The 19,855-nt window shown below is 63.1% G+C and carries 18 protein-coding genes, 4 tRNA genes and 1 pseudogene; 19 read left to right on the top strand and 4 right to left on the bottom strand.

All coding sequences use genetic code 11. The features are described 5' to 3' along the window. Positions 1 to 167: 167 nt before the first annotated feature. The 4 genes from EPO55_RS22020 to EPO55_RS22005 all read right to left on the bottom strand — a co-directional run bounded on the left by EPO55_RS22020 (position 168) and on the right by EPO55_RS22005 (position 4,119). Positions 168 to 1,361, bottom strand: a complete 1,194-nt coding sequence (locus tag EPO55_RS22020; RefSeq protein ID WP_296339448.1) for a CoA transferase — start codon at positions 1,359 to 1,361, stop codon at positions 168 to 170. Next, on the bottom strand, positions 1,358 to 2,227 hold the full coding sequence (locus tag EPO55_RS22015) for a hypothetical protein (RefSeq protein ID WP_296339446.1): 870 nt from the start codon (positions 2,225 to 2,227) through the stop codon (positions 1,358 to 1,360). The genes EPO55_RS22020 and EPO55_RS22015 overlap by 4 nt, the downstream gene beginning before the upstream one ends. Before the next feature lie 92 nt (positions 2,228 to 2,319). Continuing rightward, positions 2,320 to 3,726 (bottom strand): type I glutamate--ammonia ligase, encoded by a 1,407-nt coding sequence (gene glnA / locus EPO55_RS22010; protein ID WP_296339445.1) that lies wholly within the window; start codon positions 3,724 to 3,726, stop codon positions 2,320 to 2,322. A gap of 54 nt (positions 3,727 to 3,780) precedes the next feature. After that, entirely contained in the window at positions 3,781 to 4,119 is a 339-nt protein-coding gene (locus EPO55_RS22005; protein ID WP_296339444.1) for a P-II family nitrogen regulator, read from the bottom strand. 197 nt (positions 4,120 to 4,316) lie between these two features. On the opposite strand from EPO55_RS22005, the gene EPO55_RS22000 reads away from it, so the two are divergent. From EPO55_RS22000 to nuoE, 19 genes and pseudogenes are all read left to right on the top strand, one after another. After that, entirely contained in the window at positions 4,317 to 5,483 is a 1,167-nt protein-coding gene (locus EPO55_RS22000; protein WP_296339443.1) for an aminotransferase, read from the top strand. A 122-nt stretch (positions 5,484 to 5,605) separates the two neighbouring features. Continuing rightward, positions 5,606 to 6,283, top strand: coding sequence for a hypothetical protein (locus tag EPO55_RS21995; protein ID WP_296339442.1), 678 nt, complete (start codon positions 5,606 to 5,608; stop codon positions 6,281 to 6,283). A gap of 100 nt (positions 6,284 to 6,383) precedes the next feature. Further along, complete coding sequence (locus EPO55_RS21990) at positions 6,384 to 7,007, top strand: TetR/AcrR family transcriptional regulator (RefSeq protein WP_296339441.1); 624 nt, start codon at positions 6,384 to 6,386, stop codon at positions 7,005 to 7,007. Between the two features lie 248 nt (positions 7,008 to 7,255). Continuing rightward, the gene (locus tag EPO55_RS21985) at positions 7,256 to 7,807 is read left to right on the top strand and encodes a hypothetical protein (protein WP_296339440.1); all 552 of its coding nucleotides are present in this window, start codon (positions 7,256 to 7,258) and stop codon (positions 7,805 to 7,807) included. A 55-nt stretch (positions 7,808 to 7,862) separates the two neighbouring features. Next, positions 7,863 to 7,939 (top strand) — tRNA-His (locus EPO55_RS21980). Positions 7,940 to 8,022: 83 nt separating this feature from the next. Next, on the top strand, positions 8,023 to 9,486 hold the full coding sequence (locus EPO55_RS21975; protein ID WP_296339439.1) for an NAD(P)H-hydrate dehydratase: 1,464 nt from the start codon (positions 8,023 to 8,025) through the stop codon (positions 9,484 to 9,486). Between the two features lie 92 nt (positions 9,487 to 9,578). Further along, positions 9,579 to 9,663: transfer RNA gene (locus tag EPO55_RS21970), tRNA-Leu, on the top strand. Positions 9,664 to 9,690: 27 nt separating this feature from the next. Next, a complete protein-coding gene (gene tig / locus EPO55_RS21965) occupies positions 9,691 to 11,040 on the top strand; it encodes a trigger factor (protein WP_296339438.1) in 1,350 nt (449 codons plus the stop codon). A gap of 87 nt (positions 11,041 to 11,127) precedes the next feature. Further along, entirely contained in the window at positions 11,128 to 11,775 is a 648-nt protein-coding gene (locus EPO55_RS21960; protein ID WP_296339436.1) for an ATP-dependent Clp protease proteolytic subunit, read from the top strand. A 143-nt stretch (positions 11,776 to 11,918) separates the two neighbouring features. Further along, positions 11,919 to 13,190 carry an ATP-dependent Clp protease ATP-binding subunit ClpX gene (clpX, locus tag EPO55_RS21955; RefSeq protein ID WP_296339435.1) on the top strand — a complete coding sequence of 424 codons (1,272 nt, stop codon included), beginning with the start codon at positions 11,919 to 11,921 and terminating at the stop codon, positions 13,188 to 13,190. Positions 13,191 to 13,364: 174 nt separating this feature from the next. After that, positions 13,365 to 15,764 carry an endopeptidase La gene (gene lon / locus EPO55_RS21950; RefSeq protein ID WP_296339434.1) on the top strand — a complete coding sequence of 800 codons (2,400 nt, stop codon included), beginning with the start codon at positions 13,365 to 13,367 and terminating at the stop codon, positions 15,762 to 15,764. A gap of 172 nt (positions 15,765 to 15,936) precedes the next feature. Next, entirely contained in the window at positions 15,937 to 16,209 is a 273-nt protein-coding gene (locus tag EPO55_RS21945) for an HU family DNA-binding protein (RefSeq protein WP_296339433.1), read from the top strand. A gap of 37 nt (positions 16,210 to 16,246) precedes the next feature. Then, a tRNA-Val gene (locus EPO55_RS21940) sits at positions 16,247 to 16,322 on the top strand. A gap of 123 nt (positions 16,323 to 16,445) precedes the next feature. Then, a tRNA-Asp gene (locus tag EPO55_RS21935) sits at positions 16,446 to 16,522 on the top strand. A gap of 45 nt (positions 16,523 to 16,567) precedes the next feature. Next, entirely contained in the window at positions 16,568 to 16,933 is a 366-nt protein-coding gene (locus EPO55_RS21930) for an NADH-quinone oxidoreductase subunit A (protein ID WP_296339432.1), read from the top strand. Positions 16,934 to 16,983: 50 nt separating this feature from the next. Further along, positions 16,984 to 17,457, top strand: a pseudogene (locus EPO55_RS21925) (NADH-quinone oxidoreductase subunit B family protein); the annotation flags it as partial. After that, entirely contained in the window at positions 17,457 to 18,074 is a 618-nt protein-coding gene (locus EPO55_RS21920) for an NADH-quinone oxidoreductase subunit C (protein WP_296339431.1), read from the top strand. The pseudogene EPO55_RS21925 and the gene EPO55_RS21920, both read left to right, overlap by 1 nt. 1 nt (position 18,075) lies before the next feature. Further along, positions 18,076 to 19,260, top strand: coding sequence for an NADH-quinone oxidoreductase subunit D (locus EPO55_RS21915; protein WP_296339430.1), 1,185 nt, complete (start codon positions 18,076 to 18,078; stop codon positions 19,258 to 19,260). A gap of 11 nt (positions 19,261 to 19,271) precedes the next feature. Then, positions 19,272 to 19,853: an NADH-quinone oxidoreductase subunit NuoE gene (gene nuoE / locus EPO55_RS21910; RefSeq protein WP_296339429.1), complete on the top strand. Its 582-nt coding sequence runs from the start codon at positions 19,272 to 19,274 to the stop codon at positions 19,851 to 19,853. Positions 19,854 to 19,855: the final 2 nt, after the last annotated feature.

The raw sequence follows: 19,855 nt of genomic DNA, 5'->3' as shown, positions 1-19,855 counted from the left end.
TGGAATAAGGCTTATCCCGGAGTCGGGCCCAACTTCGGGCCCAACACTCCCTCAATTCAGGTGGGCCCGGCAGGCGGGCGAAAAACCCGCCGTTATTGGCTTTCCGGCGTGCGGAGAGCCGAATTTCGAGCCGTCGAGTTGGGCCCAATTTCGAATGTTGGGCCAGCTCACTGCACCGCTCGGACGGCCAGCAGGGCGTCGATCTCGGGGGCGGCGTAGCCCGCCTCAGAGAGCACCTCGCGGGTGTGTTCGCCGGTGCGCGGGGCATGGGTCTCGTCCTCGCGGGCACCGCCCGAGAAGGTATTGGCGAGCTTCGTACGCCGGATACGGCCTTCGCTGGGATGTTCCTCGGGCTGGAAGAAGCCGACGTCGGCCAGGTGAGGGTCGGTGAGCAGATCGTCGATCGAATTGTAGCGGGCGGCCGGCACGTCGAGCCTGTCGAACAGTTCCACCCACTCGTCCGTCGTCTTGCCGGTGAGGCCTTCCCGCTGGACCTCGAAGTAGGCGGCGGCATTCTTCGTGCGCGCCGCGGCGCTGTCGAAGCGCGGGTCGGTTTTCAGCTCCGGCCGGCCGATGGCGTCGAAGAAGGCGAGCGCCTGGGCGTTGGTGTTGGGGCGGACGGTAACGTAGCCGTCCTTGGTCGGCAGCGGCCGGTAGTTGGGGCTGAGCAGGCGGCCGTCGCCGGTCGGTCCGACCGGCGGGTCGAAGGTGGCGGCGCCGAGATGCTCGCTGCTCACGAACGAGGCCATGTTCTCCAGCATCGGCACGTCGATCGCCTCGCCCTTGCCGGTCTTCTCGCGCCGGTAGAGGGCGAAGCCGATGCATTGGGCAGCGATCAAGCCGCTGGTGTGGTCGCTCATCACCATCGGCACGAAGCGCGGCTCGCCGGTGGCGCGGGCGATCGTGCCGGCGACGCCGGACAGGCTCTGCACGATCGGGTCGTAGGCGGGGCGGTTGTAGTATCGGCCACCGCGGCCGAAGGCCAGGATCGAGCAGTGGATCAGCCTCGGGTTGAGCTTGGCCAGGCTCGCATGGTCGAGGCCGGCGCGGGCCAGAGCCTCGGGCCGGACGTTGCTCACGAAGACGTCGGCCCTGGCGATCAGCCGCAGCAGGGCGGCGTGGCCGTCCTTGTTCTTGAGGTCGAGCACGATCGAGCGCTTGTTGCGGTTGAAGTTGATGAACTTGCCCGACATGCCGGGGTTGCGGCTGCCCTCGGCCATGGTGCGCAGCAGGTCGCCGCCCGGCGCCTCGACCTTGATCACATCGGCGCCGTAGTCGGCCAGGGTGCGGGTGCAGATCGGGCCGACGACGACGGTGGTCAAATCGACGACGCGGACGCCTTCGAGGGGACCGCCGCTCATCGGGCGAACTCCAGATCCATCTCGCCGCACAGCACGCCGTTCCTGTCGGCCGCCCAGATCTTCAGCCTGCCGTCCTTCTGGGCCTCGCCACGGACCTCGATCCGGTCGCCGACCCAGAGCGGATGGACGAGGCGGGCGGTGTAGCCGGTGAGGGTGCCCTTGGCATGGCGGAGCGCGGCATCGACCATGAGATGCATGGAGAGGCCGCCGTTCGAGACCAGCGCCGGATAGCCTTCCTCGCTGCGTGTGTAGTCGCCGTCGTAGTGGATCCTGTGAGCATTCCAGGTGAGGGCGGAATAGCGGAAGTTGAGGGCATTGGTGAGGGCGGTGGTGTCGCTCCAGGCCTGGTCGGTGCGCGCCAGGGTGGCCACCGTGGCCGTCGTCTTCTGGCCAGGCGGTACGGCGGGACGATAAATCGCGTCGAAATCGTCGACCGCCAGCACCTTGCCGTGCTGCTCGATGGTGTGGCGCATGGTGAGCACGAAAATATCGCCGGAGCGGCCGCTCTTGGGGACGATGTCGGCGACCTCGGCCTTCTTCACGGCCGGCTCGCCGGCGCGCAGGTTGCCCATGACCTTGACCCGGCGGCCGGCGCCCATGCGGCGCGGCATCGGGATCGGCGGCAGCACGATGCCCTTGTTGGGATGGCCGTCGGGGCCGATGTCGCCCTGGCGGACGGTCTCGGTGAAGAAGATCCCGAACCAGTGCGGCGGCAGTTCGGAGCCGACGCGGAAGCTTTCGGGGTCCATGTCGAAGGTTCCGGCGGCGCGCCGCACCGCCATCAGGCCGATATCGTCCTCGACGACGCGAACGCGCCCGATCCAGGGGCGCAGATCGTCCATCGCCTTGTCCATCCAGCCACTCATGTTCCGTTCCCTCGATTCCGTTAGCGGCATCCTCCAACAAAAGAAGGGCCCGCGACAGCGGGCCCTTCCATGATCCGAAAATTCGGAAAGGATCAGATCGAGTAGTACATCTTGTACTCGATCGGCGCCGGCTGGTGTTCCCAGTTGTAGACCTCTTCCCACTTGAGCTCCATGTAGGCGTCGATCTGGTCGTCGGTGAACACGCCGCCCTTGGTGAGGAAGCTGCGGTCGGCGTCGAGGCAGTTCAGCGCCTCGCGCAGCGAGCCGGCGACGGTCGGAACCTTCGAGAGTTCCTCCGGCGGCAGGTCGTACAGGTTCTTGTCCATCGGGTCGCCCGGATGGATCTTGTTGTTGATGCCGTCGATGCCGGCCATCAACATCGCAGCGAACGCGAGATAGGGGTTGGCGGACGGATCGGGGAAGCGGACTTCCACGCGCTTGCCCTTCGGCGACGCCGAGTAGGGGATGCGGCACGAGGCCGAGCGGTTGCGCGAGGAGTAGGCCAGCAGCACCGGCGCCTCGAAGCCCGGGATCACGCGCTTGTAGGAGTTGGTGCTGGCGTTGGTGAAGGCGTTCAGCGCCTTGGCGTGCTTGATGATGCCGCCGATGTAGTAGAGCGCCGTCTCCGACAGGTCGGCATAGCCCGATCCGGCGAACAGCGGCTTGCCGTCCTTCCAGATCGACTGATGAGTATGCATGCCCGAGCCGTTGTCGCCATAGATCGGCTTCGGCATGAAGGTGAGCGTCTTGCCGTAGCTGTGGGCGACGTTGTGCAGGGTGTACTTGTACTTCTGCACGTTGTCGGCGGTCTTCACCAGGGTGTCGAAGCGGAAGCCGAGCTCGTTCTGCGCCGGCGCCACCTCATGGTGATGGATCTCCATGACGATGCCCATGTCCGTGCAGACCGACATCATCTCGGCGCGCAGGTCGTTGTGCGAGTCGACCGGCTGGACGGGGAAGTAGCCGCCCTTGACGCCGGGGCGGTGGCCCATGTTGCCGCCTTCGTACTCGGTGTTGGTGTTCCACGGCGATTCGCTCGAGGTGACGCTGAACGAGCTGCCCTGCATTTCGACCTTGAAGCGCACGTCGTCGAACACGAAGAACTCGAGTTCGGGGCCGAACACCGCGGTGTCGCCGATACCGGAGGATTTCATGAAGGCTTCGGCGCGCTTGGCGGTGGAGCGCGGGCAACGGGAATAGAGCTGGCCCGTCGAAGGCTCGACGACGTCGCAGCTGATGATGAGGGTCGTCTGCGCGGCGAAGGGATCGAGCACGGCGGTGGAGGGATCCGGCATCAGGATCATGTCGGACTCGTTGATCGCCTTCCAGCCGGAGATCGACGAGCCGTCGAACATCACACCGTCGACGAAGGTGCCTTCATCGGTGGCCGAGGCCATGCGGGCCGTGTGCTGCCACTTGCCGCGGGGATCGGTGAAGCGGAAGTCAACGAACTTGACGTCCTTTTCCTTGATCATCGCGAGAACCTGTTTGGCGTCCATTTGTCCTTCGTCCCTCTTTTGTGGATACGTCCTCTGCCCCCAAAGGGTGCGTTCTCATACGGCGGCGTCACCACGCTCGCCAGTACGAATTCGGATCGCGTCGTCGATGCTCGACACGAAAATCTTGCCATCGCCGATTCGGCCGGTATGCGCCGAGCTGCGGATCGCCTCGACGGCTTTTTCGACCATCTCGTCCTCGATGATCAGTTCGATCTTCACCTTGGGCAGGAAGTCGACGACATACTCGGCCCCGCGGTAAAGCTCGGTGTGTCCCTTCTGGCGTCCGAAACCCTTGGCCTCGAGAACGGTGATGCCCTTCAGTCCGATCTGATTGAGGGCGTCCTTCACCTCGTCGAGCTTGAAGGGCTTGATGATCGCCTCGATTTTCTTCATTTGATTGAGACACTCCGCACACGATCACCGGTGCCACCGGTCGGGGTGGCCCGTATGGAGCGTGTTAGAGCATTTTTCATGCCATAGTTAACCACAGGCATCCTCTCGCAAATCGGCGTAGCTGGTCATGAACAGAGCTATTCGCCTAATATATAGGCAAATATTTGCCTATAATATGATCTATTATGGGTTACCCAATGAAGCCTGCTAATTCGCTCATGTCCGGCCTGGGAACGACGGTCTTCGAGGTGATGTCGGCCCTCGCCCGGGAGCACCAATCCGTGAATCTCGGCCAAGGGTTTCCCGATGACAAGGGGCCGCACGAAGTCCGGGCCGCCGCGGCCGACTACCTGTTGAACGGTCACAACCAATATCCGCCGATGATGGGTATTCCGGAATTGCGCCAGGCAGTGGCGCAACATGCGAAGCACTTCCAGGGCCTGGATGTCGATTGGCAATCCGAGGTTCTGGTGACCTCCGGCGCGACCGAGGCACTGGGCGATTGCCTGTTCGGCCTGATCGAGCCGGGCGACGAGGTCGTGCTGATCGAGCCACTCTACGACTCGTATCTGCCCATGGTGAGGCGGGCGGGAGGCATTCCGAAGCTGGTACGCCTCGAGCCACCGACGTGGCGCCTGCCGCGAGAGGAACTGGCGGCAGCTTTCAGCGACCGCACCAAGCTCATCCTGTTCAATACGCCGATGAACCCGTGTTCGAAGGTCTTCGATCGCGATGAGCTCGATTTCATCGCTGCCTTGTGCCTCAAGCACGATGCCTATGCGATCTGTGACGAAGTCTATGAGCACATCATCTTCGACGATCGAAGGCACGTGTCGATCATGACCCTGCCGGACATGCGCGCGCGAACCGTCCGCATCGGTTCGGCCGGCAAGAGCTTCAGCCTGACGGGCTGGAAAGTGGGCTATGTCACCGCTGCGCCGGAACTCATGAAGACGATCGCGAAGACACACCAGTTCATGACCTTCACCACCCCGCCGAACCTGCAATGGGGTGCCGCGACGGGCCTGCGTCTTGCCGACGACTATTATTCGACCCTGGCGACCGACATGCAGCGCAAGCGTGATCACCTGGCGGTTGCGCTGGCCGGCATCGGCTTCGATGTCCTGCCGGCGCACGGCACCTATTTCGTCACGACGGACTTCAGGCCGCTTGGCTTCAACGGCACGGACGACGATTTCTGCCGCCATATCACCGTCGAGGCCGGCGTGACGGCAGTGCCGGTCAGCGCCTTCTACGACGAGCCTGTACGGGCGCCACGGCACTTCGCTCGTTTCTGCTTCTGCAAGCATGACGAGACCCTGGATAGCGCCATCGAACGGCTGGGGCGGCATTTCCGGCGATGAGCCCCCGATGCCGCGATTCGGCGGTTTTCGTTACAAATATCCTGCCGACCGGGTTTCGCAGAGCGTATAGTGTTCCAGTAGCGATCGATGCCTTCGATGGTTAGTTGCGAAGCGAACAACAAATGGACATTCATGTCGAACCTGCCGTCGGCGTGAGATCGGGCGAGTCTGCATTGTCCCCTCGAGCATCCGCCAATCCTCCTTCCCGGATCGATGGTCGCCGTCTGCGCAGCGAGCGAACCAAGCAGCTGATCATGGAAGCGTTTCTGGACCTCCTGCGCGAAAGCGCGACGATGCCCACGGCGGCACAGATCGCCGAGCGCGCGGGCTACTCGGTTCGTTCCATCTTCGAGCGCTTTCCCGACCTCAATGCATTGCGGGTCGCGACGGTCGACTATTCCCTGGCGCAAGCGGCAGCCTTGGCGCCGCCGCGCCATGTCGACGGTGACCGGCAGACCAGGATCAAGTCACAGGTCGAGACGCGGGCGGGAACCTGCGAACGCGGGGTTTCGTTGTGGCGCGTCTTTCTCTTCACCGTGGACGCATCGGAAGAACTCAAGCTCCGCCTGAGCGTCGCCCGGCAGCGCACCATAGATCGGTTCGAGATCATGTATAGGCCCGAGCTGTCGACGCTTGGAGAGGTGGAGCGCAAGTATCTTCTGATCGTGCTCGAAGCCCTTACCGACATGGAAAGCTGGGCGAGGATGCGCGAGATGTACGGCATGTCCTTCGAAGAAGGCTGCGCTGTCTGGATTCGTGCCATCGACCGTATGCTGCCGGCGACACCAGAGGGTACATGAGACACGTCGCACGATTGGTTGGAATGTTTCTTGCTGTCGGGTGCGGGCGGACCATGACGACGTTCGAGTCGCCACTGAGCCTGCTGTGATCGAGACAGTCTTGGCCAAGGATCCCGCGTCCAAGCCCGCTCGAATAGATGGCCGCCGCCTGCGCAGCGAACGGACCAGACAGCTGATCATCGAGGCCTACCTCGCCCTGACAAGAGAGGAGTCGCCGGGACTGCCGACCGCCGCCAAGGTCGCGGAACGGGCGGGCTATTCCGTGCGCTCGGTCTTCGAACGGTTTCCCGATCTTCATGGGCTGCAGATCGCCGCGGCGGACTACGCGATCACCCAGGTCGTGGCGCTGGCGGCGCCACGCGACGCCGGCGGCGATCGCATGACGCGTATCAAATCACACGTCAATACACGGGCGCGCACTTCCGAACGCTGGCTGCCGTTGTGGCGTGCGCTCATCGCGAACCAGGGTGGCTCGGAGGAACTGAAGGCACGGGCCCGTGCGATGCGCGAGCGAGTCCTTTCGCTTATGGAACATATGTATGCGCCCGAGTTGTCGACCCTGTCGGAGGTGGCCCGAAAGCATACGTTGGTTGCGCTCGAGGCCATCGTGGATGTCGAGAGCTGGGCCCGGATGCGGGAGCATTTTGGCCTTTCCGAAGATGAGGCCTGTGCCGCATGGATCCAGGCGATCGACCGGCTGCTGCCGCCGACCCCGCCGGGGTAAGCTCGCAGGTTTGAAGTCTCGCCGCAGCAATCGTTACAATTCGCAATAGGGCTTTTCAGGGTGTAGTCTTTACCCTTGTTCTCTTGCGAGCGTGTCTTCCCGAGCTTGGCGAGTGAGCGGACGGCCAATTGCTTTATCGTCAAGCCGGGCGCCGATGCGAACCGGAATGAATGGTTTTGCTTTCCATCCCGTCCCCTAGACCAGCCAAAGTCGACGGCCGCCGACTGCGCAGCGCGCGGACACGGCAGTTGGTCATCGAGGCATATCTGGCACTGCTGCGCGAGAATCCGCACATTCCGACGGCGGCCCAGGTTGCCGAGCGCGCCGGCTATTCAGTGCGTTCGGTCTTTGAGCGGTTTCCAGACCTTCATGCGCTTCGGGTTGCGGCGACGGATTACGCGTTCTCCCTAGCCAATGAGCAATCGGCGACAACGGGCTTCGACGGCGATCGGCGGACCCGGCTCAAATTGCACGTGGAAATGCGCGCTCGCATCTGCACCGAGTGGCTGCCGCTGTGGCGGGCGCTCAACGCCAACAAGGGCGAATCCAAGGAACTCGAGATGAGGATCCGGGCGATCCGGGCCATAGTAACGGGCAGAATCGAACTGATGTACCGTCCCGAACTCTCCATGTTGCCCGAACCGGAGCGCAGGCAGACCGTTCTGGCGATCGATGCTCTGATCGACTTCGAGAGTTGGGCGCGAATGCGCGAATTCTTCGGCTTGTCGTTCGAAGAAAGCTGCACGGTCTGGACCCGGGCCATCGATCGGCTTCTGCCGCCGACACCGGCAGATTCTTGACGCTCCGGCCGGCGGAGCGTAGGAAGGCGCGCTTCGTTGGGGGCGATCCACGATGGCGGCCGTAGCTCAGTTGGTTAGAGCGCCAGATTGTGATTCTGGATGTCGCCGGTTCAATTCCGGTCGGCCGCCCCAATCGCTCATACATCAAGGCGGTTAGGGTGACACTCCGAGGCCTGACGCCTTCCGACAATCTGGCTCTCCTGACTTGTGCGCAAATGGCGATGGCCGATGCCGCTGCCATTGCCGGCGGCGTGCCGGGAGCCGATCTCATGGAGGCGGCCGGCCGGGCGGTGGCGGAAGCCGTGCTGGAGCGTCACCTGCCCCGACCGGTCGTCGTTCTATGCGGACCGGGAAACAACGGTGGTGACGGGTTCGTCGCCGCGCGTCATCTCCATGCCGCAGGGTGGCCGGTCCGGGTGGCCCTGCTCGGCGATAGAAGCGCCTTGCATGGCGATGCCGCCTCGGCTTCACAAGCCTGGAAGGGACCGGTGGAGGCACTGAGCCTGGGCCTGCTCGATGGCCATCCGCTGGTGATCGACGCCCTGTTCGGCGCCGGTCTCGGCCGCCCGATCGACGGCATTGCCGGAGAATTGATCGACCGGATGAACGCCGAGGCCCTGCATGTGGTGTCCGTTGATATTCCGAGCGGTCTGCATGGGGACAGCGGCGAGGTGATGGGGTGCGCGCCGATGGCGGAGTGCACGGTCACATTTTTCCACGCCAAACCCGGCCACTACTCGGTGGAAGGGCTTCGACGCTGCGGTAGCCTCAGGGTGGTCGATATCGGGATCGCCCGTTCTGTGCTGAGGGCGATCGCGCCGCAGCTTTGGCTGAACGCGCCCGTGCTGTGGCAGGAGCTGCTGCGACACGAGGATCTCGGAACGCACAAATATGCGCGCGGGCACTTGACCGTCCTGGGCGGTGCAACCGCCACTGGTGCGGCGAGACTTGCCGCCCTGGCGGGCCGGCGGGCAGGGGCGGGGCTCGTGACCATCGCCACGCCACATGAGGCGATGGCGGTCTACCAGGCAGCCGACCCCGGCAATCTGATTGCCGAAGTCGAGGACGGCGAGGGATTTGGGCGCTTGCTGGATGACAAGCGGCGGAACGCAATCCTTGTTGGTCCGGGCTCCGGTCTCAACGAACGGACCCGCACCTCCGCCGTGGCGGCACTGGCGACGGGTCGGCCAGTGGTTCTCGATGCCGATGCTATTACCGTCTTCACCGAAAATCCGGCGAGCCTGTTCGATCTGATCAGAGGCCCCGTCCTGCTGACACCGCACGAGGGAGAATTTAGACGTCTGTTTCCGGCACTTTCAGCGGTTTCTGGCAAGGTGGAGCGAACCCGCCGGGCCGCCCGGCAGAGCGGTGCGACCGTCCTGCTGAAGGGGCCAGATACAGTGATTGCGGCACCTGATGGCCGTGCGGTCATCAATGTTCACGCACCAGCGACGCTGGCGACCGCTGGCTCGGGCGACGTCCTCGCGGGCATGGCGGCGGGGCTAGCGGCCCGGGGGCTGTCGCCGCTTGCGGCGGGCGCGGCGGCGGCGTGGCTTCATGGCGACTGTGCCTTCCGTTTCAGGCGGCCCGGACTGATCGCCGAGGATCTGATCGGCTGCATTCCAGAGGCGCTTGCGGCAGTGATTCTGGGCGATCCCGGTACTCGTCAAGAGCGTTGAATTGACCGCTTGCCGGGCGCGGGCTAAGAGGCCCGCGATTCGCCATCGAGGCATGCCCCGTTGGCCCTCGACGGCAATGGGGCAGATGTCGGGCGGGCGTGGTGGAATTGGTAGACACGCGAGATTTAGGTTCTCGTGCCGCAAGGCGTAGGGGTTCAAGTCCCTTCGCCCGCACCAGACGGAAGTGGAAGTGAGAAAATGCAAGTGACGGAACTTTCGGCCGAAGGGCTGAAGCGGCAATTCAAGATCGTCGTTCCCGCGGGCGACCTGTCGGCAAAAGTCGATGAACGCCTGGCTGAACTGGCCCAGACGGCGACCCTCCCGGGCTTCCGGCCGGGCAAGGTGCCTGTTGGCCTGCTGAAGAAGCAGTATGGCCAGGCTCTCTATGGCGAAGCCCTGGAGCAGGCCGTCAACTCGAGCACCGCCAAGGCGATCGAAGATCGTGGGCTGAAGCCCGCTCTGCAGCCGCGGGTGGATTTGAAGCAGCTCGAGGAAGGCAAGGACGTTGAATTCGAGGTCGCCATCGAGGTGCTGCCGGAAATCGGCAAGGTCGACTTTTCAGGTGTCGAACTCGAGCGGCTGAAGGCCAGCGTTCCGGACAAGGACGTTGACGAGGCCATCGAGCGGATCGCCAAGGCAAACCGGGACCAGAAGCCGGTCGATCCGGCGCGCCCGGCGCAGAAGGGCGATTCGATCAAGCTCGACTTCGTGGGTTCGGTCGACGGCAAGGAATTCCCTGGCGGCGCGGCCACCGACTACTCTCTGGAACTCGGCTCCGGCTCATTCATTCCGGGATTCGAGGACCAGCTCACCGGCGCCGAAGTCGGCAAGGTGATCGACGTCAAGGTGACGTTCCCGGCCGACTACGGCGCGGCCGAGCTCGCAGGCAAGGACGCCATCTTCAAGTGCACGATCAAGGAACTCCACGAGTTTGTCGACAAGCCGGCTGATGACGAGCTGGCGAAGAAGAACAACTTCGAGAACCTCGAGGCGATGCGCAAGGCCGTGTCGGATCGGATCGGCCAGGATTACAGCCAGATCTCGCGGTCGATGATCAAACGCAATCTGCTCGACAAACTTGCCGACCTGCACAAGTTCCCGGTTCCCGAGGGGCTGATCGAAGGCGAGTTCAATGCGATCTGGGCGCGGATCGAGGAGGCCAAGAAGAACGGCCAGAAGCTCGAGGGCGACGAAGAGAATATGCGCAAGGAGTATCGCGAGATCGCCGAGCGCCGCGTCCGCCTCGGCCTGCTGCTGGCCGATGTCGGACGCTCCAACAGCATCGACGTCACGCCGGAGGAACTGAACCAGGCGGTGATGCGCGAAGCCATGCGTTATCCCGGCCAGGAGCGCCAGGTCCTCGAGTTCTATGGCAAGAACGCCGAGCTCAAGGACCAACTTCGTGCGCCGATCTTCGAGGAGAAGACCGTCGACTTCATTCTCGAGCTGGCGAAAGTCTCGGAAAAGTCGGTTACCCCCGAGGAACTACTCAAGGCGGCCCGCGAGGCGGAAGAAGACCAGCACGCCGATGGGGCGCCGTCCACGGCGCCTTAAGCGGCAAATTGATCCAGAACCGGTGGCCTTGAACAGGGCCACCGTCGCTGCCACTTTCAGACTGACAGTCACCAAGGGGGCCATGCGATGATTCGCGACCGCGATCCGCTGGAAGTCTACAATAACTACTACGTGCCGATGGTCGTCGAGCAATCGGCACGGGGCGAGCGCGGCTATGACATCTGGTCGAGGCTGCTCAAGGAACGCATCGTTTTCCTGAACGGCCCGGTCGAGGACCACGTGGCGGGCGTGATTTGCGCCCAGCTCCTCTATCTCGAGTCCGAGAATCCGGCGAAGGACATCTCCTTCTACATCAACTCGCCGGGAGGCGTGGTGACGGCAGGCATGGCGATCTACGACACCATGCGCTACATCCGCCCGCACATTTCGACCCTGGTCTATGGCCAGGCCGCCTCCATGGGCTCACTGCTGCTCACGGCCGGCGAGAAGGGCAAGCGCTATGCCCTGCCAAATGCCCGGATCATGATCCACCAGCCCTCGGGCGGCGCCCAGGGACAGGCGACTGACATCGAAATCCACGCCCGGGAGATCCTGGCGACGCGCTCGCGGCTGAATCAGATGTATGTCGAGCATACGGGCAAGACGATCGAGGTGATCGAGCAGGCCATGGAACGCGATAAGTTCTTTGCCCCGCAGGAAGCCAAGGAGTTCGGCCTGATCGACGATGTACTCCAAAAACGGCCGACTCCGACCGTCCAGGCGGCTGCCTCCTAGGAGGCGACCGCGACCAATTGTTTCCGTTTCGACTGCCGACACACCATATTTTGATGTTGTGGCCGTCCTAGGGTCGCGTTTAACATAGTCTTGCGTGCGGGCTCGCAGCCGGCGAGCCCCCCAAGCGGAGGTGCGTTAACGACATGCCAGCCGCCAAATCCGGGGGAGATTCCCGCAATACCCTCTATTGCAGCTTCTGCGGCAAGAGCCAGCATGAGGTCCGCAAGCTCATTGCCGGGCCGACAGTGTTCATCTGTGACGAGTGCGTCGAACTCTGCATGGACATCATCCGTGAAGAGAACAAGACCACTTTGGTCAAGTCCAAGGATGGCGTTCCGTCTCCCAAGGAGATTCGGCAGATCCTCGACGACTATGTGATCGGCCAGGACCAGGCCAAGCGCATCCTCGCCGTTGCAGTGCACAATCACTACAAACGGCTGAGTCACGGCGGCAAGGCGAACGACGTCGAGATCGCCAAGTCGAACATCATGCTGATTGGCCCGACCGGCTGCGGCAAGACGCTGCTCGCCCAGACGCTGGCTCGGATGCTCGACGTACCGTTCACCATGGCTGATGCCACGACGCTGACCGAAGCCGGCTACGTCGGTGAGGATGTCGAGAACATCATTCTGAAGCTGCTGCAGGCGGCCGACTACAATGTCGAGCGGGCGCAGAGAGGCATCGTCTACATAGACGAAGTCGACAAGATCAGCCGCAAGTCCGACAACCCATCGATCACGCGCGACGTTTCGGGCGAGGGCGTGCAGCAGGCGCTGCTCAAGATCATGGAAGGCACCGTGGCCTCTGTGCCGCCGCAGGGTGGGCGCAAGCATCCGCAGCAGGAGTTCCTGCAGGTCGACACGACCAACATCCTGTTCATCTGTGGCGGCGCCTTCTCCGGCCTCGACAAGATCATCTCGATGCGCCGGCAAGGAACGTCGATCGGCTTCGGCGCCGAAGTACGTGGCCCCGAGGATCGCCGGACAGGCCAGATCCTGCGCGACCTCGAGCCTGAGGACCTGCTCAAGTACGGCCTGATCCCCGAGTTCGTCGGCCGCCTGCCGGTCGTGGCCACGCTGGAAGATCTGGACGAGAGCGCCCTGATCGAGATCCTGACCCGGCCGAAGAATGCGCTCCTCAAGCAATACCAGCGCCTGTTCGACATGGAGAGCGTGAAGCTAAAGTTCACCGACGACGCCCTGCGGGCAGTCTCGCAGAAGGCAATCCTGCGCAAGACCGGCGCGCGGGGCCTGCGCTCGATCATGGAGACGGTGCTTCTGGACACAATGTACGACCTGCCGTCGCTGGATGGGGTCGAGGAAGTCGTGATCAACCGAGAAGTCATAGAAGGGCGGGCCCAACCGCTCTACGTGCACGGTGAGCGCAAAGAGGGCATCGCTGCCGCGCCGGCCTGAGTTTTGCTGCGTCGGCGGCATCCGTCGCCGGCGGTCCCCCGACGGGTCTTGAACAACCCCCTGTTCAGGCCAATCTTTGCTGGTGAGTGCGCGTCTAATTGCGCCGTGAATCGCCCATTACGGGGATCGCGGCCAAGGGACGGGTAGCTCTAACAGCGTACGTTGCGAGGCATCATGAACGCCCCCATTCAAGGAATCGTCTATCCGGTCCTGCCGTTGCGCGACATTGTCGTGTTTCCTGGCATGATCGTGCCGCTCTTCGTCGGCCGCGAGAAGAGCGTGAAGGCGCTCGAAGAGGTGATGAAGGACGACAAGCAGATCCTGCTGATCGCCCAGAAGAACGCCAGCCAGGACGATCCCGGTCCTGAGGACATCTACACCATAGGCACGCTCGGAACGGTCCTGCAGCTGCTCAAGCTGCCCGATGATACCGTCAAGGTGCTGGTCGAAGGCGGGCGACGCGTGCGCGTCACCGGCTATACCGATCGTGCCGACTTCTTCGAGGCGCGCGCCGTCGAGATGGAAGAGGCGGCGGCTGAATCGGCCGAACTGCAGGCGGCAGCTCGGACGGTGGTCTCCGAGTTCGAGAACTATGTGAAGCTGAACAAGAAAGTGCCGCCGGAAGTCGTCGTCTCGATCAACAAGATCGAGGAGCCAGCCAAGCTCGCCGATACGATCTCGGCTCATCTGGCGCTCAAGGTCGCCGAGAAACAGCAGCTGCTCGAGCTCGATTCGGTTTCCAAGCGGCTGGAGCGGATCCTCGGCCTGATGGAAGGCGAGATCGGCGTGTTGCAGGTCGAGAAGAAGATCCGCAACCGCGTGAAGCGCCAGATGGAGAAGACGCAGCGCGAGTACTATCTCAACGAGCAGATGAAGGCGATCCAGAAGGAGCTTGGCGAGACCGAGGACGGTCGCGACGAGGTCTCCGAACTGGAGAAGCGCATCCGCAAGACGCGCCTGTCCAAGGAAGCGCGCGAGAAGGCCAACGCCGAGCTGAAAAAGCTCCGGACCATGAGCCCGATGTCGGCCGAGGCGACGGTGGTGCGCAACTACCTCGACTGGTTGCTGTCGATTCCGTGGCGCAAGCCGACCAAGATCATCAAGGACCTGAAGTACGCCGAAGAGATTCTCAACGCCGATCACCACGGCCTCGAGAAGGTGAAGGAGCGTATCCTCGAGTATCTCGCGGTCCAGCAGAGGGTCGACAAGATGAAAGGCCCGATCCTGTGCCTGGTCGGCCCACCGGGTGTCGGCAAGACCTCGCTCGGCAAGTCGATCGCCAAGGCCACGGGGCGCAACTTCGTGCGTATGTCGCTGGGTGGCGTACGGGACGAGGCCGAGATCCGCGGCCATCGCCGGACCTACATCGGCTCGCTGCCGGGCAAGGTCATCCAGAGCATGAAGAAGGCGAAGTCTTCCAATCCGCTCTTCCTGCTCGACGAGATCGACAAGCTCGGCGCGGACTTCCGCGGCGATCCGTCATCGGCACTGCTCGAAGTCCTCGATCCGGAGCAGAACAGCTCGTTCAACGACCACTACCTCGAGGTCGACTACGACCTGTCGAACGTGATGTTCATCACCACGGCGAACTCGCTGCGCATGGCGCAGCCGCTGATGGATCGCATGGAGATCATCCGGCTGGCCGGCTACACCGAGGACGAAAAGGTCGCGATCGCGCGCAAGCACCTGATCCTGAAGCAGGTCGAAGCCAATGGCCTGAAGCCTGGTGAACTCGAGATCCATGACGACGCTGTGCGCGATCTCGTGCGTTACTACACGCGTGAGGCTGGCGTCCGTAACCTGGAGCGCGAGATCGCCAACCTTGCCCGCAAGGCGGTGAAGGAAATCCTCATGAAGGGGACTTCCAAGGTGAAGATCGGCCGCAAGAACCTCGACAAGTTCGCTGGCGTACGTCGCTTCCGCTACGGCGAGGCCGAGCTCGAGGATCTGGTCGGCATCACCACGGGCCTGGCCTGGACCGAGGTCGGCGGCGAGCTGCTGCAGATTGAAGCCGTGCTGGTTCCGGGACGTGGTCGCGTCACCGTTACCGGCAAGCTGGGCGACGTCATGCAGGAGTCGGTGCAGGCGGCCAACGCCTACATCCGCTCGCGCGCGGCGACCTTCGGTATCAAGCACAACATCTTCGAGAAGCGCGACATCCACGTGCACGTGCCGGAAGGCGCCACGCCAAAGGATGGCCCTTCGGCGGGTGTCGGCATGATCACCTCGATCGTCTCGGCCTTGACCGGCGTCGCCGTCCGCAAGGACGTGGCCATGACTGGTGAGATCAGCCTGCGTGGCCGGGTCATGCCGATCGGAGGCCTCAAGGAGAAGCTGCTGGCGGCGCTGCGCGGTGGTCTCAAGACCGTGCTTATTCCCAAGGAGAACGAGCGCGATCTGCCGGAGATTCCCGACAATGTGAAGAAGGGGCTGGAAATCATCCCGGTTTCGACCGTCGACGAGGTTCTCGCCAAGGCGCTGGTCAAGCCACTGGTTGCCATCGAGTGGCCGAACGATCTGGAAGTGGTCGCCGCCAAGCCGGCGGACGGGCCCGAGGCCATCCGAGCGCACTGAACGCCCTCCCGAAAACGGCGCGAAGCCCCGGAGAGATCCGGGGCTTCGTCACGTTTGGCCGCAACTTATGCGCCTTGTGGGAGGTCGCCCCACAAAATATGGTATTCGACATTGACGCCGTTTTCAGGCCGCCCTTACACTTGAGGCTGCCGGACCATGCAGGGGCTCGCCCGTGAACAAGCACGATCTGATCGCCGCCGTCGCCGCTTCGACTAATCTCTCCAAGACGGATGCCGCCAATGCCGTCGACGCCATCCTGACTGTCATCACCAAGTCCTTGAAGAAGAAGGAAAAGGTCTTGTTGGTTGGCTTCGGCACGTTTCAGGTTTCAAGGCGCAAGGCGGGCGAAGGCCGCAATCCGCAGACTGGCGAAAAGATCAAGATTCCAGCGGCAAATGTGCCGCGCTTCAAAGCCAGCAAGGCCCTGAAGGACGCGATCAACTAGCGCGGCTTTCGGGCGCTGTGTTAGGACTGAACGCGGCGGGCGATTAGCTCAGTTGGTAGAGCGCTTCTTTTACACGGAAGATGTCGGCGGTTCGAGCCCGTCATCGCCCACCAGCGTTTCGCAAGGTAGCTCGGAAAGCATAGCAATATCGGGCATTTACGCACCTCTTCGCGGGTGCGGTATGCTTGACACCCCATAGGTGGTCCTATATCTCTCGCGCGCCGTTTGGGGCTTTTGCGGGCGTAGTTCAGTTGGTTAGAACGCCGGCCTGTCACGCCGGAGGTCGCGGGTTCGAGTCCCGTCGCTCGCGCCAGCCCAAACACTGGCAGCCCACAAAAACGGGGCGCAAGGGGTGGCGATGGAAGATCTTCTTAGGGAATACCTTCCGATCCTGATCTTCCTCGGCCTCGCCTTTGGCTTGGTTTGCGCAATGCTCGGCGGGTCGTACCTGATCGCCCGCCAGAACCCCAATTCCGAGAAACTGTCGCCCTTCGAGTGCGGTTTTGCGCCGTTCGACGATGCGCGCGGGCAGTTCGATGTCCGTTTCTACCTGGTCGCCATTCTGTTCATCATCTTCGATCTCGAGGTCGCGTTCCTGTTCCCATGGGCGGTGACGCTGGGCGATATCGGCCTGTTCGGTTTTTGGTCGATGATGCTGTTCCTGGGCGTTCTCACGGTCGGGTTCATCTACGAGTGGCGCAAGGGAGCCCTGGAATGGGAGTGATCACCCCGCCCAAGCCGAACAGCGTTGCTGAGGCGGCGCTATCGCGGGCCTTGAACGACGAACTGGCCGACAAGGGCTTCGTCGTGGCGCAACTCGACAAACTCATCAATTGGGCGCGCACCGGTTCGATGTGGGGCCTGACGTTCGGCCTGGCCTGCTGCGGTGTCGAGATGATCCACTGCTGGATGAGCCGCTACGACCTCGATCGCTTCGGGTTCGCGCCGATGCCGAGTCCGCGTGCTGCCGACGTGATGATCGTGGCGGGCACGCTCACCAACAAGATGGCGCCGGCGCTGCGCAAGGTCTACGATCAGATGGCCGAGCCGCGCTACGTCATCTCGATGGGTTCCTGCGCCAACGGCGGTGGCTACTATCATTATAGCTACTCGGTCGTGCGTGGCTGCGATCGCATCGTGCCGGTCGACATCTATGTGCCGGGCTGTCCGCCGACCGCCGAGGCCCTGCTGTATGGCATCCTGCAGCTCCAGAAGAAGATCCGCCGCACCGGAACGCTGGTGCGTTGATGGATCAGCCGCTGAAGGAACTTGGCGACCATATCGTCCAGGCGACCGCGGGTGCGGTGACGAACTGCAGCGTGCGCCTCGGTGAATTGATGCTGGAGTGCCCACCTGGCAAGCTGCTCGCGCTACTAGCCTTCCTGCGCGACGATCCGAAGTGCCTGTTCAAGCAGCTCATCGACATCTGTGGCGTCGATTGGCCGGAGCGCGAGAAGCGCTTCGACGTCGTCTACAATCTGCTCAGCCTGAAGAACAACCAGCGGATCCGCATCAAGGTCATGACCGACGAGTCGACGCCCGTGCCGTCGGCTGCGCCGGTCTACAGCGCCGCCGGCTGGTTCGAGCGCGAAACCTACGACCTCTACGGCGTGTGGTTCTCCGACCATCCGGATCTCCGACGCATCCTCACCGACTACGGCTTCGAGGGCCATCCGCTGCGCAAGGATTTTCCGCTCACCGGCTTCGTCGAGTTGCGCTGGGACGATGTCCAGAAGCGCGTCGTCTACGAACCCGTGAAGCTCACGCAGGAATTCCGCCGCTTCGACTTCCTGAGCCCGTGGGAAGGCGCGCAACAGGTGCTGCCGGGCGACGAGAAGGCCCAACCAGCGGCCAAGACGAGCTGATATGTCCGACGTCGAGATCAAGACCCTGACGATGAACTTCGGGCCGCAGCACCCGGCGGCCCACGGCGTGTTGCGCCTGGTCGTCGAGATGGACGGCGAGATCGTCGAACGCTGCGATCCCCATATCGGCCTGCTGCATCGCGGTACCGAGAAGCTGATCGAGTACAAGAGCTACCTGCAGGCCGTGCCGTACTTCGACCGGCTCGACTACGTCTCGCCGATGAACCAGGAGCACGCCTATGCCTTGGCGGTCGAGAAGCTGCTCGGCATCACGGCGCCGGAGCGCGGCCAGTACATCCGCGTGCTGTTCGCCGAGATCACCCGCATCCTGAACCATCTGCTGAACGTCACGACGTTCGCCATGGACACCGGTGCGTTGACGCCCCCGCTGTGGGGCTTCGAGCAGCGCGAGCTGCTGATGGAGTACTACGAGCAGGTGAGCGGCTCGCGCATGCACGCGGCCTATTTCCGGCCGGGCGGCGTTCACCAGGATTTGCCTGACGGCATGCTCGATTCGATGGACGGCTGGATCAAGCAGTTCATTCCGTTCCTGAAAGACATCGAAAAGCTGCTGAACGACAATCGCATCTTCCGCCAGCGCACCGTCGACATTGGCGTCGTGTCGGCCGAACAGGCGCTGGACTGGGGCTTTTCCGGACCGCTGATTCGGGCATCGGGAATTCCCTGGGACTTGCGCAAGTCGCAGCCCTACGACGTCTACGACCGCATGGATTTCGACATCCCGCTCGGCAAGACCGGCGACTGTTTTGCCCGCTATCTGGTGCGCATCGAGGAGATGTATCAGAGCGTGCGCATCATGGAGCAGTGCATCACCGCACTTCGCAAGGTGGGCGGCCCGGTAAGGGTCGACGACCGCAAGCTGTCGCCCCCGCGCCGCGGCGAGATGAAGGGCTCGATGGAAGCGCTGATCCATCACTTCAAGCTCTATACCGAAGGCTACAAGGTGCCGGCGGGCGAGACCTACACGGCAGTCGAGGCGCCGAAGGGCGAGTTCGGCGTCTATCTCGTGTCCGACGGCACCAACAAACCCTATCGCTGCAAGATCCGGGCACCGGGATTTCCGCACTTGCAGGCGCTCGAAATGATGACGAAGGGCCACCAGCTCGCTGACATGTCGGCGAATATCGGCTCGCTCGACATCGTGTTCGGCGAGATCGACCGCTAGGAGACGACGAGATGGCGATGATCACCGCCGATCCCAAGGATGTGCCGCACGTCGCACACTTCGCCTTCACGCCGGAGTACCTGGCCAAGGCGAAGGCGCTGATGGCGAACTATCCGCCGGGCCGCCAGGCCAGCGCCGTGATCGCCGTGCTCGACCTCGCGCAGCGTCAACAGGGGTGGCTGCCGCGGGTGGCGATGGACGAGGTGGCCAAGCTCCTCGATATGGCGCCGATACGGGTCTACGAGATCGCGACCTTCTACACGATGTTTCAGCTCAAGCCGCGCGGGAAGTACCTGCTGCAGGTCTGCACCACCACGCCGTGCTGGCTGCGTGGCTCGGAGGCGGTGATGAAGGCCTGCCAGCACGCGGCCGATGGCGAGACCTTCAGCGTCCAGGAGGTCGAATGTCTTGGCGGTTGCGTGAACGCGCCGGTCGTTCAGATCAACGACGATTTCTACGAGGATCTCGACGAGGCCTCGATCGCCAAGGTGCTCGACGCGTTCCGACGTGGCGAAACGCCGAAGCCGGGGCCGCAGGTTGACCGCCAGACATCGGCGCCGATCGGTGGTGCCACGACGCTGAAGGGCGAGTAGGG

This window comes from Reyranella sp., assembly GCF_004296935.1.
Taxonomy (GTDB): domain Bacteria; phylum Pseudomonadota; class Alphaproteobacteria; order Reyranellales; family Reyranellaceae; genus Reyranella.
This window is presented reverse-complemented; position numbering and strand designations above follow the sequence as displayed.

What these genes read in the sequence shown, in the direction of transcription:
- EPO55_RS22000 (WP_296339443.1), top strand. Translation starts at nt 4,317, where the DNA reads ATGAAGCCTGCTAATTCGCTCATGTCCGGCCTGGGAACGACGGTCTTC.
- EPO55_RS21960 (WP_296339436.1), top strand. Translation starts at nt 11,128, where the DNA reads ATGATTCGCGACCGCGATCCGCTGGAAGTCTACAATAACTACTACGTG.
- EPO55_RS22015 (WP_296339446.1), bottom strand. Translation starts at nt 2,227, where the DNA reads ATGAGTGGCTGGATGGACAAGGCGATGGACGATCTGCGCCCCTGGATC.
- EPO55_RS22005 (WP_296339444.1), bottom strand. Translation starts at nt 4,119, where the DNA reads ATGAAGAAAATCGAGGCGATCATCAAGCCCTTCAAGCTCGACGAGGTG.
- EPO55_RS21920 (WP_296339431.1), top strand. Translation starts at nt 17,457, where the DNA reads ATGGATCAGCCGCTGAAGGAACTTGGCGACCATATCGTCCAGGCGACC.
- EPO55_RS21915 (WP_296339430.1), top strand. Translation starts at nt 18,076, where the DNA reads ATGTCCGACGTCGAGATCAAGACCCTGACGATGAACTTCGGGCCGCAG.
- EPO55_RS22020 (WP_296339448.1), bottom strand. Translation starts at nt 1,361, where the DNA reads ATGAGCGGCGGTCCCCTCGAAGGCGTCCGCGTCGTCGATTTGACCACC.
- EPO55_RS21930 (WP_296339432.1), top strand. Translation starts at nt 16,568, where the DNA reads ATGGAAGATCTTCTTAGGGAATACCTTCCGATCCTGATCTTCCTCGGC.
- lon (WP_296339434.1), top strand. Translation starts at nt 13,365, where the DNA reads ATGAACGCCCCCATTCAAGGAATCGTCTATCCGGTCCTGCCGTTGCGC.
- EPO55_RS21995 (WP_296339442.1), top strand. Translation starts at nt 5,606, where the DNA reads ATGGACATTCATGTCGAACCTGCCGTCGGCGTGAGATCGGGCGAGTCT.
- glnA (WP_296339445.1), bottom strand. Translation starts at nt 3,726, where the DNA reads ATGGACGCCAAACAGGTTCTCGCGATGATCAAGGAAAAGGACGTCAAG.
- nuoE (WP_296339429.1), top strand. Translation starts at nt 19,272, where the DNA reads ATGGCGATGATCACCGCCGATCCCAAGGATGTGCCGCACGTCGCACAC.
- EPO55_RS21975 (WP_296339439.1), top strand. Translation starts at nt 8,023, where the DNA reads ATGGCGATGGCCGATGCCGCTGCCATTGCCGGCGGCGTGCCGGGAGCC.
- clpX (WP_296339435.1), top strand. Translation starts at nt 11,919, where the DNA reads ATGCCAGCCGCCAAATCCGGGGGAGATTCCCGCAATACCCTCTATTGC.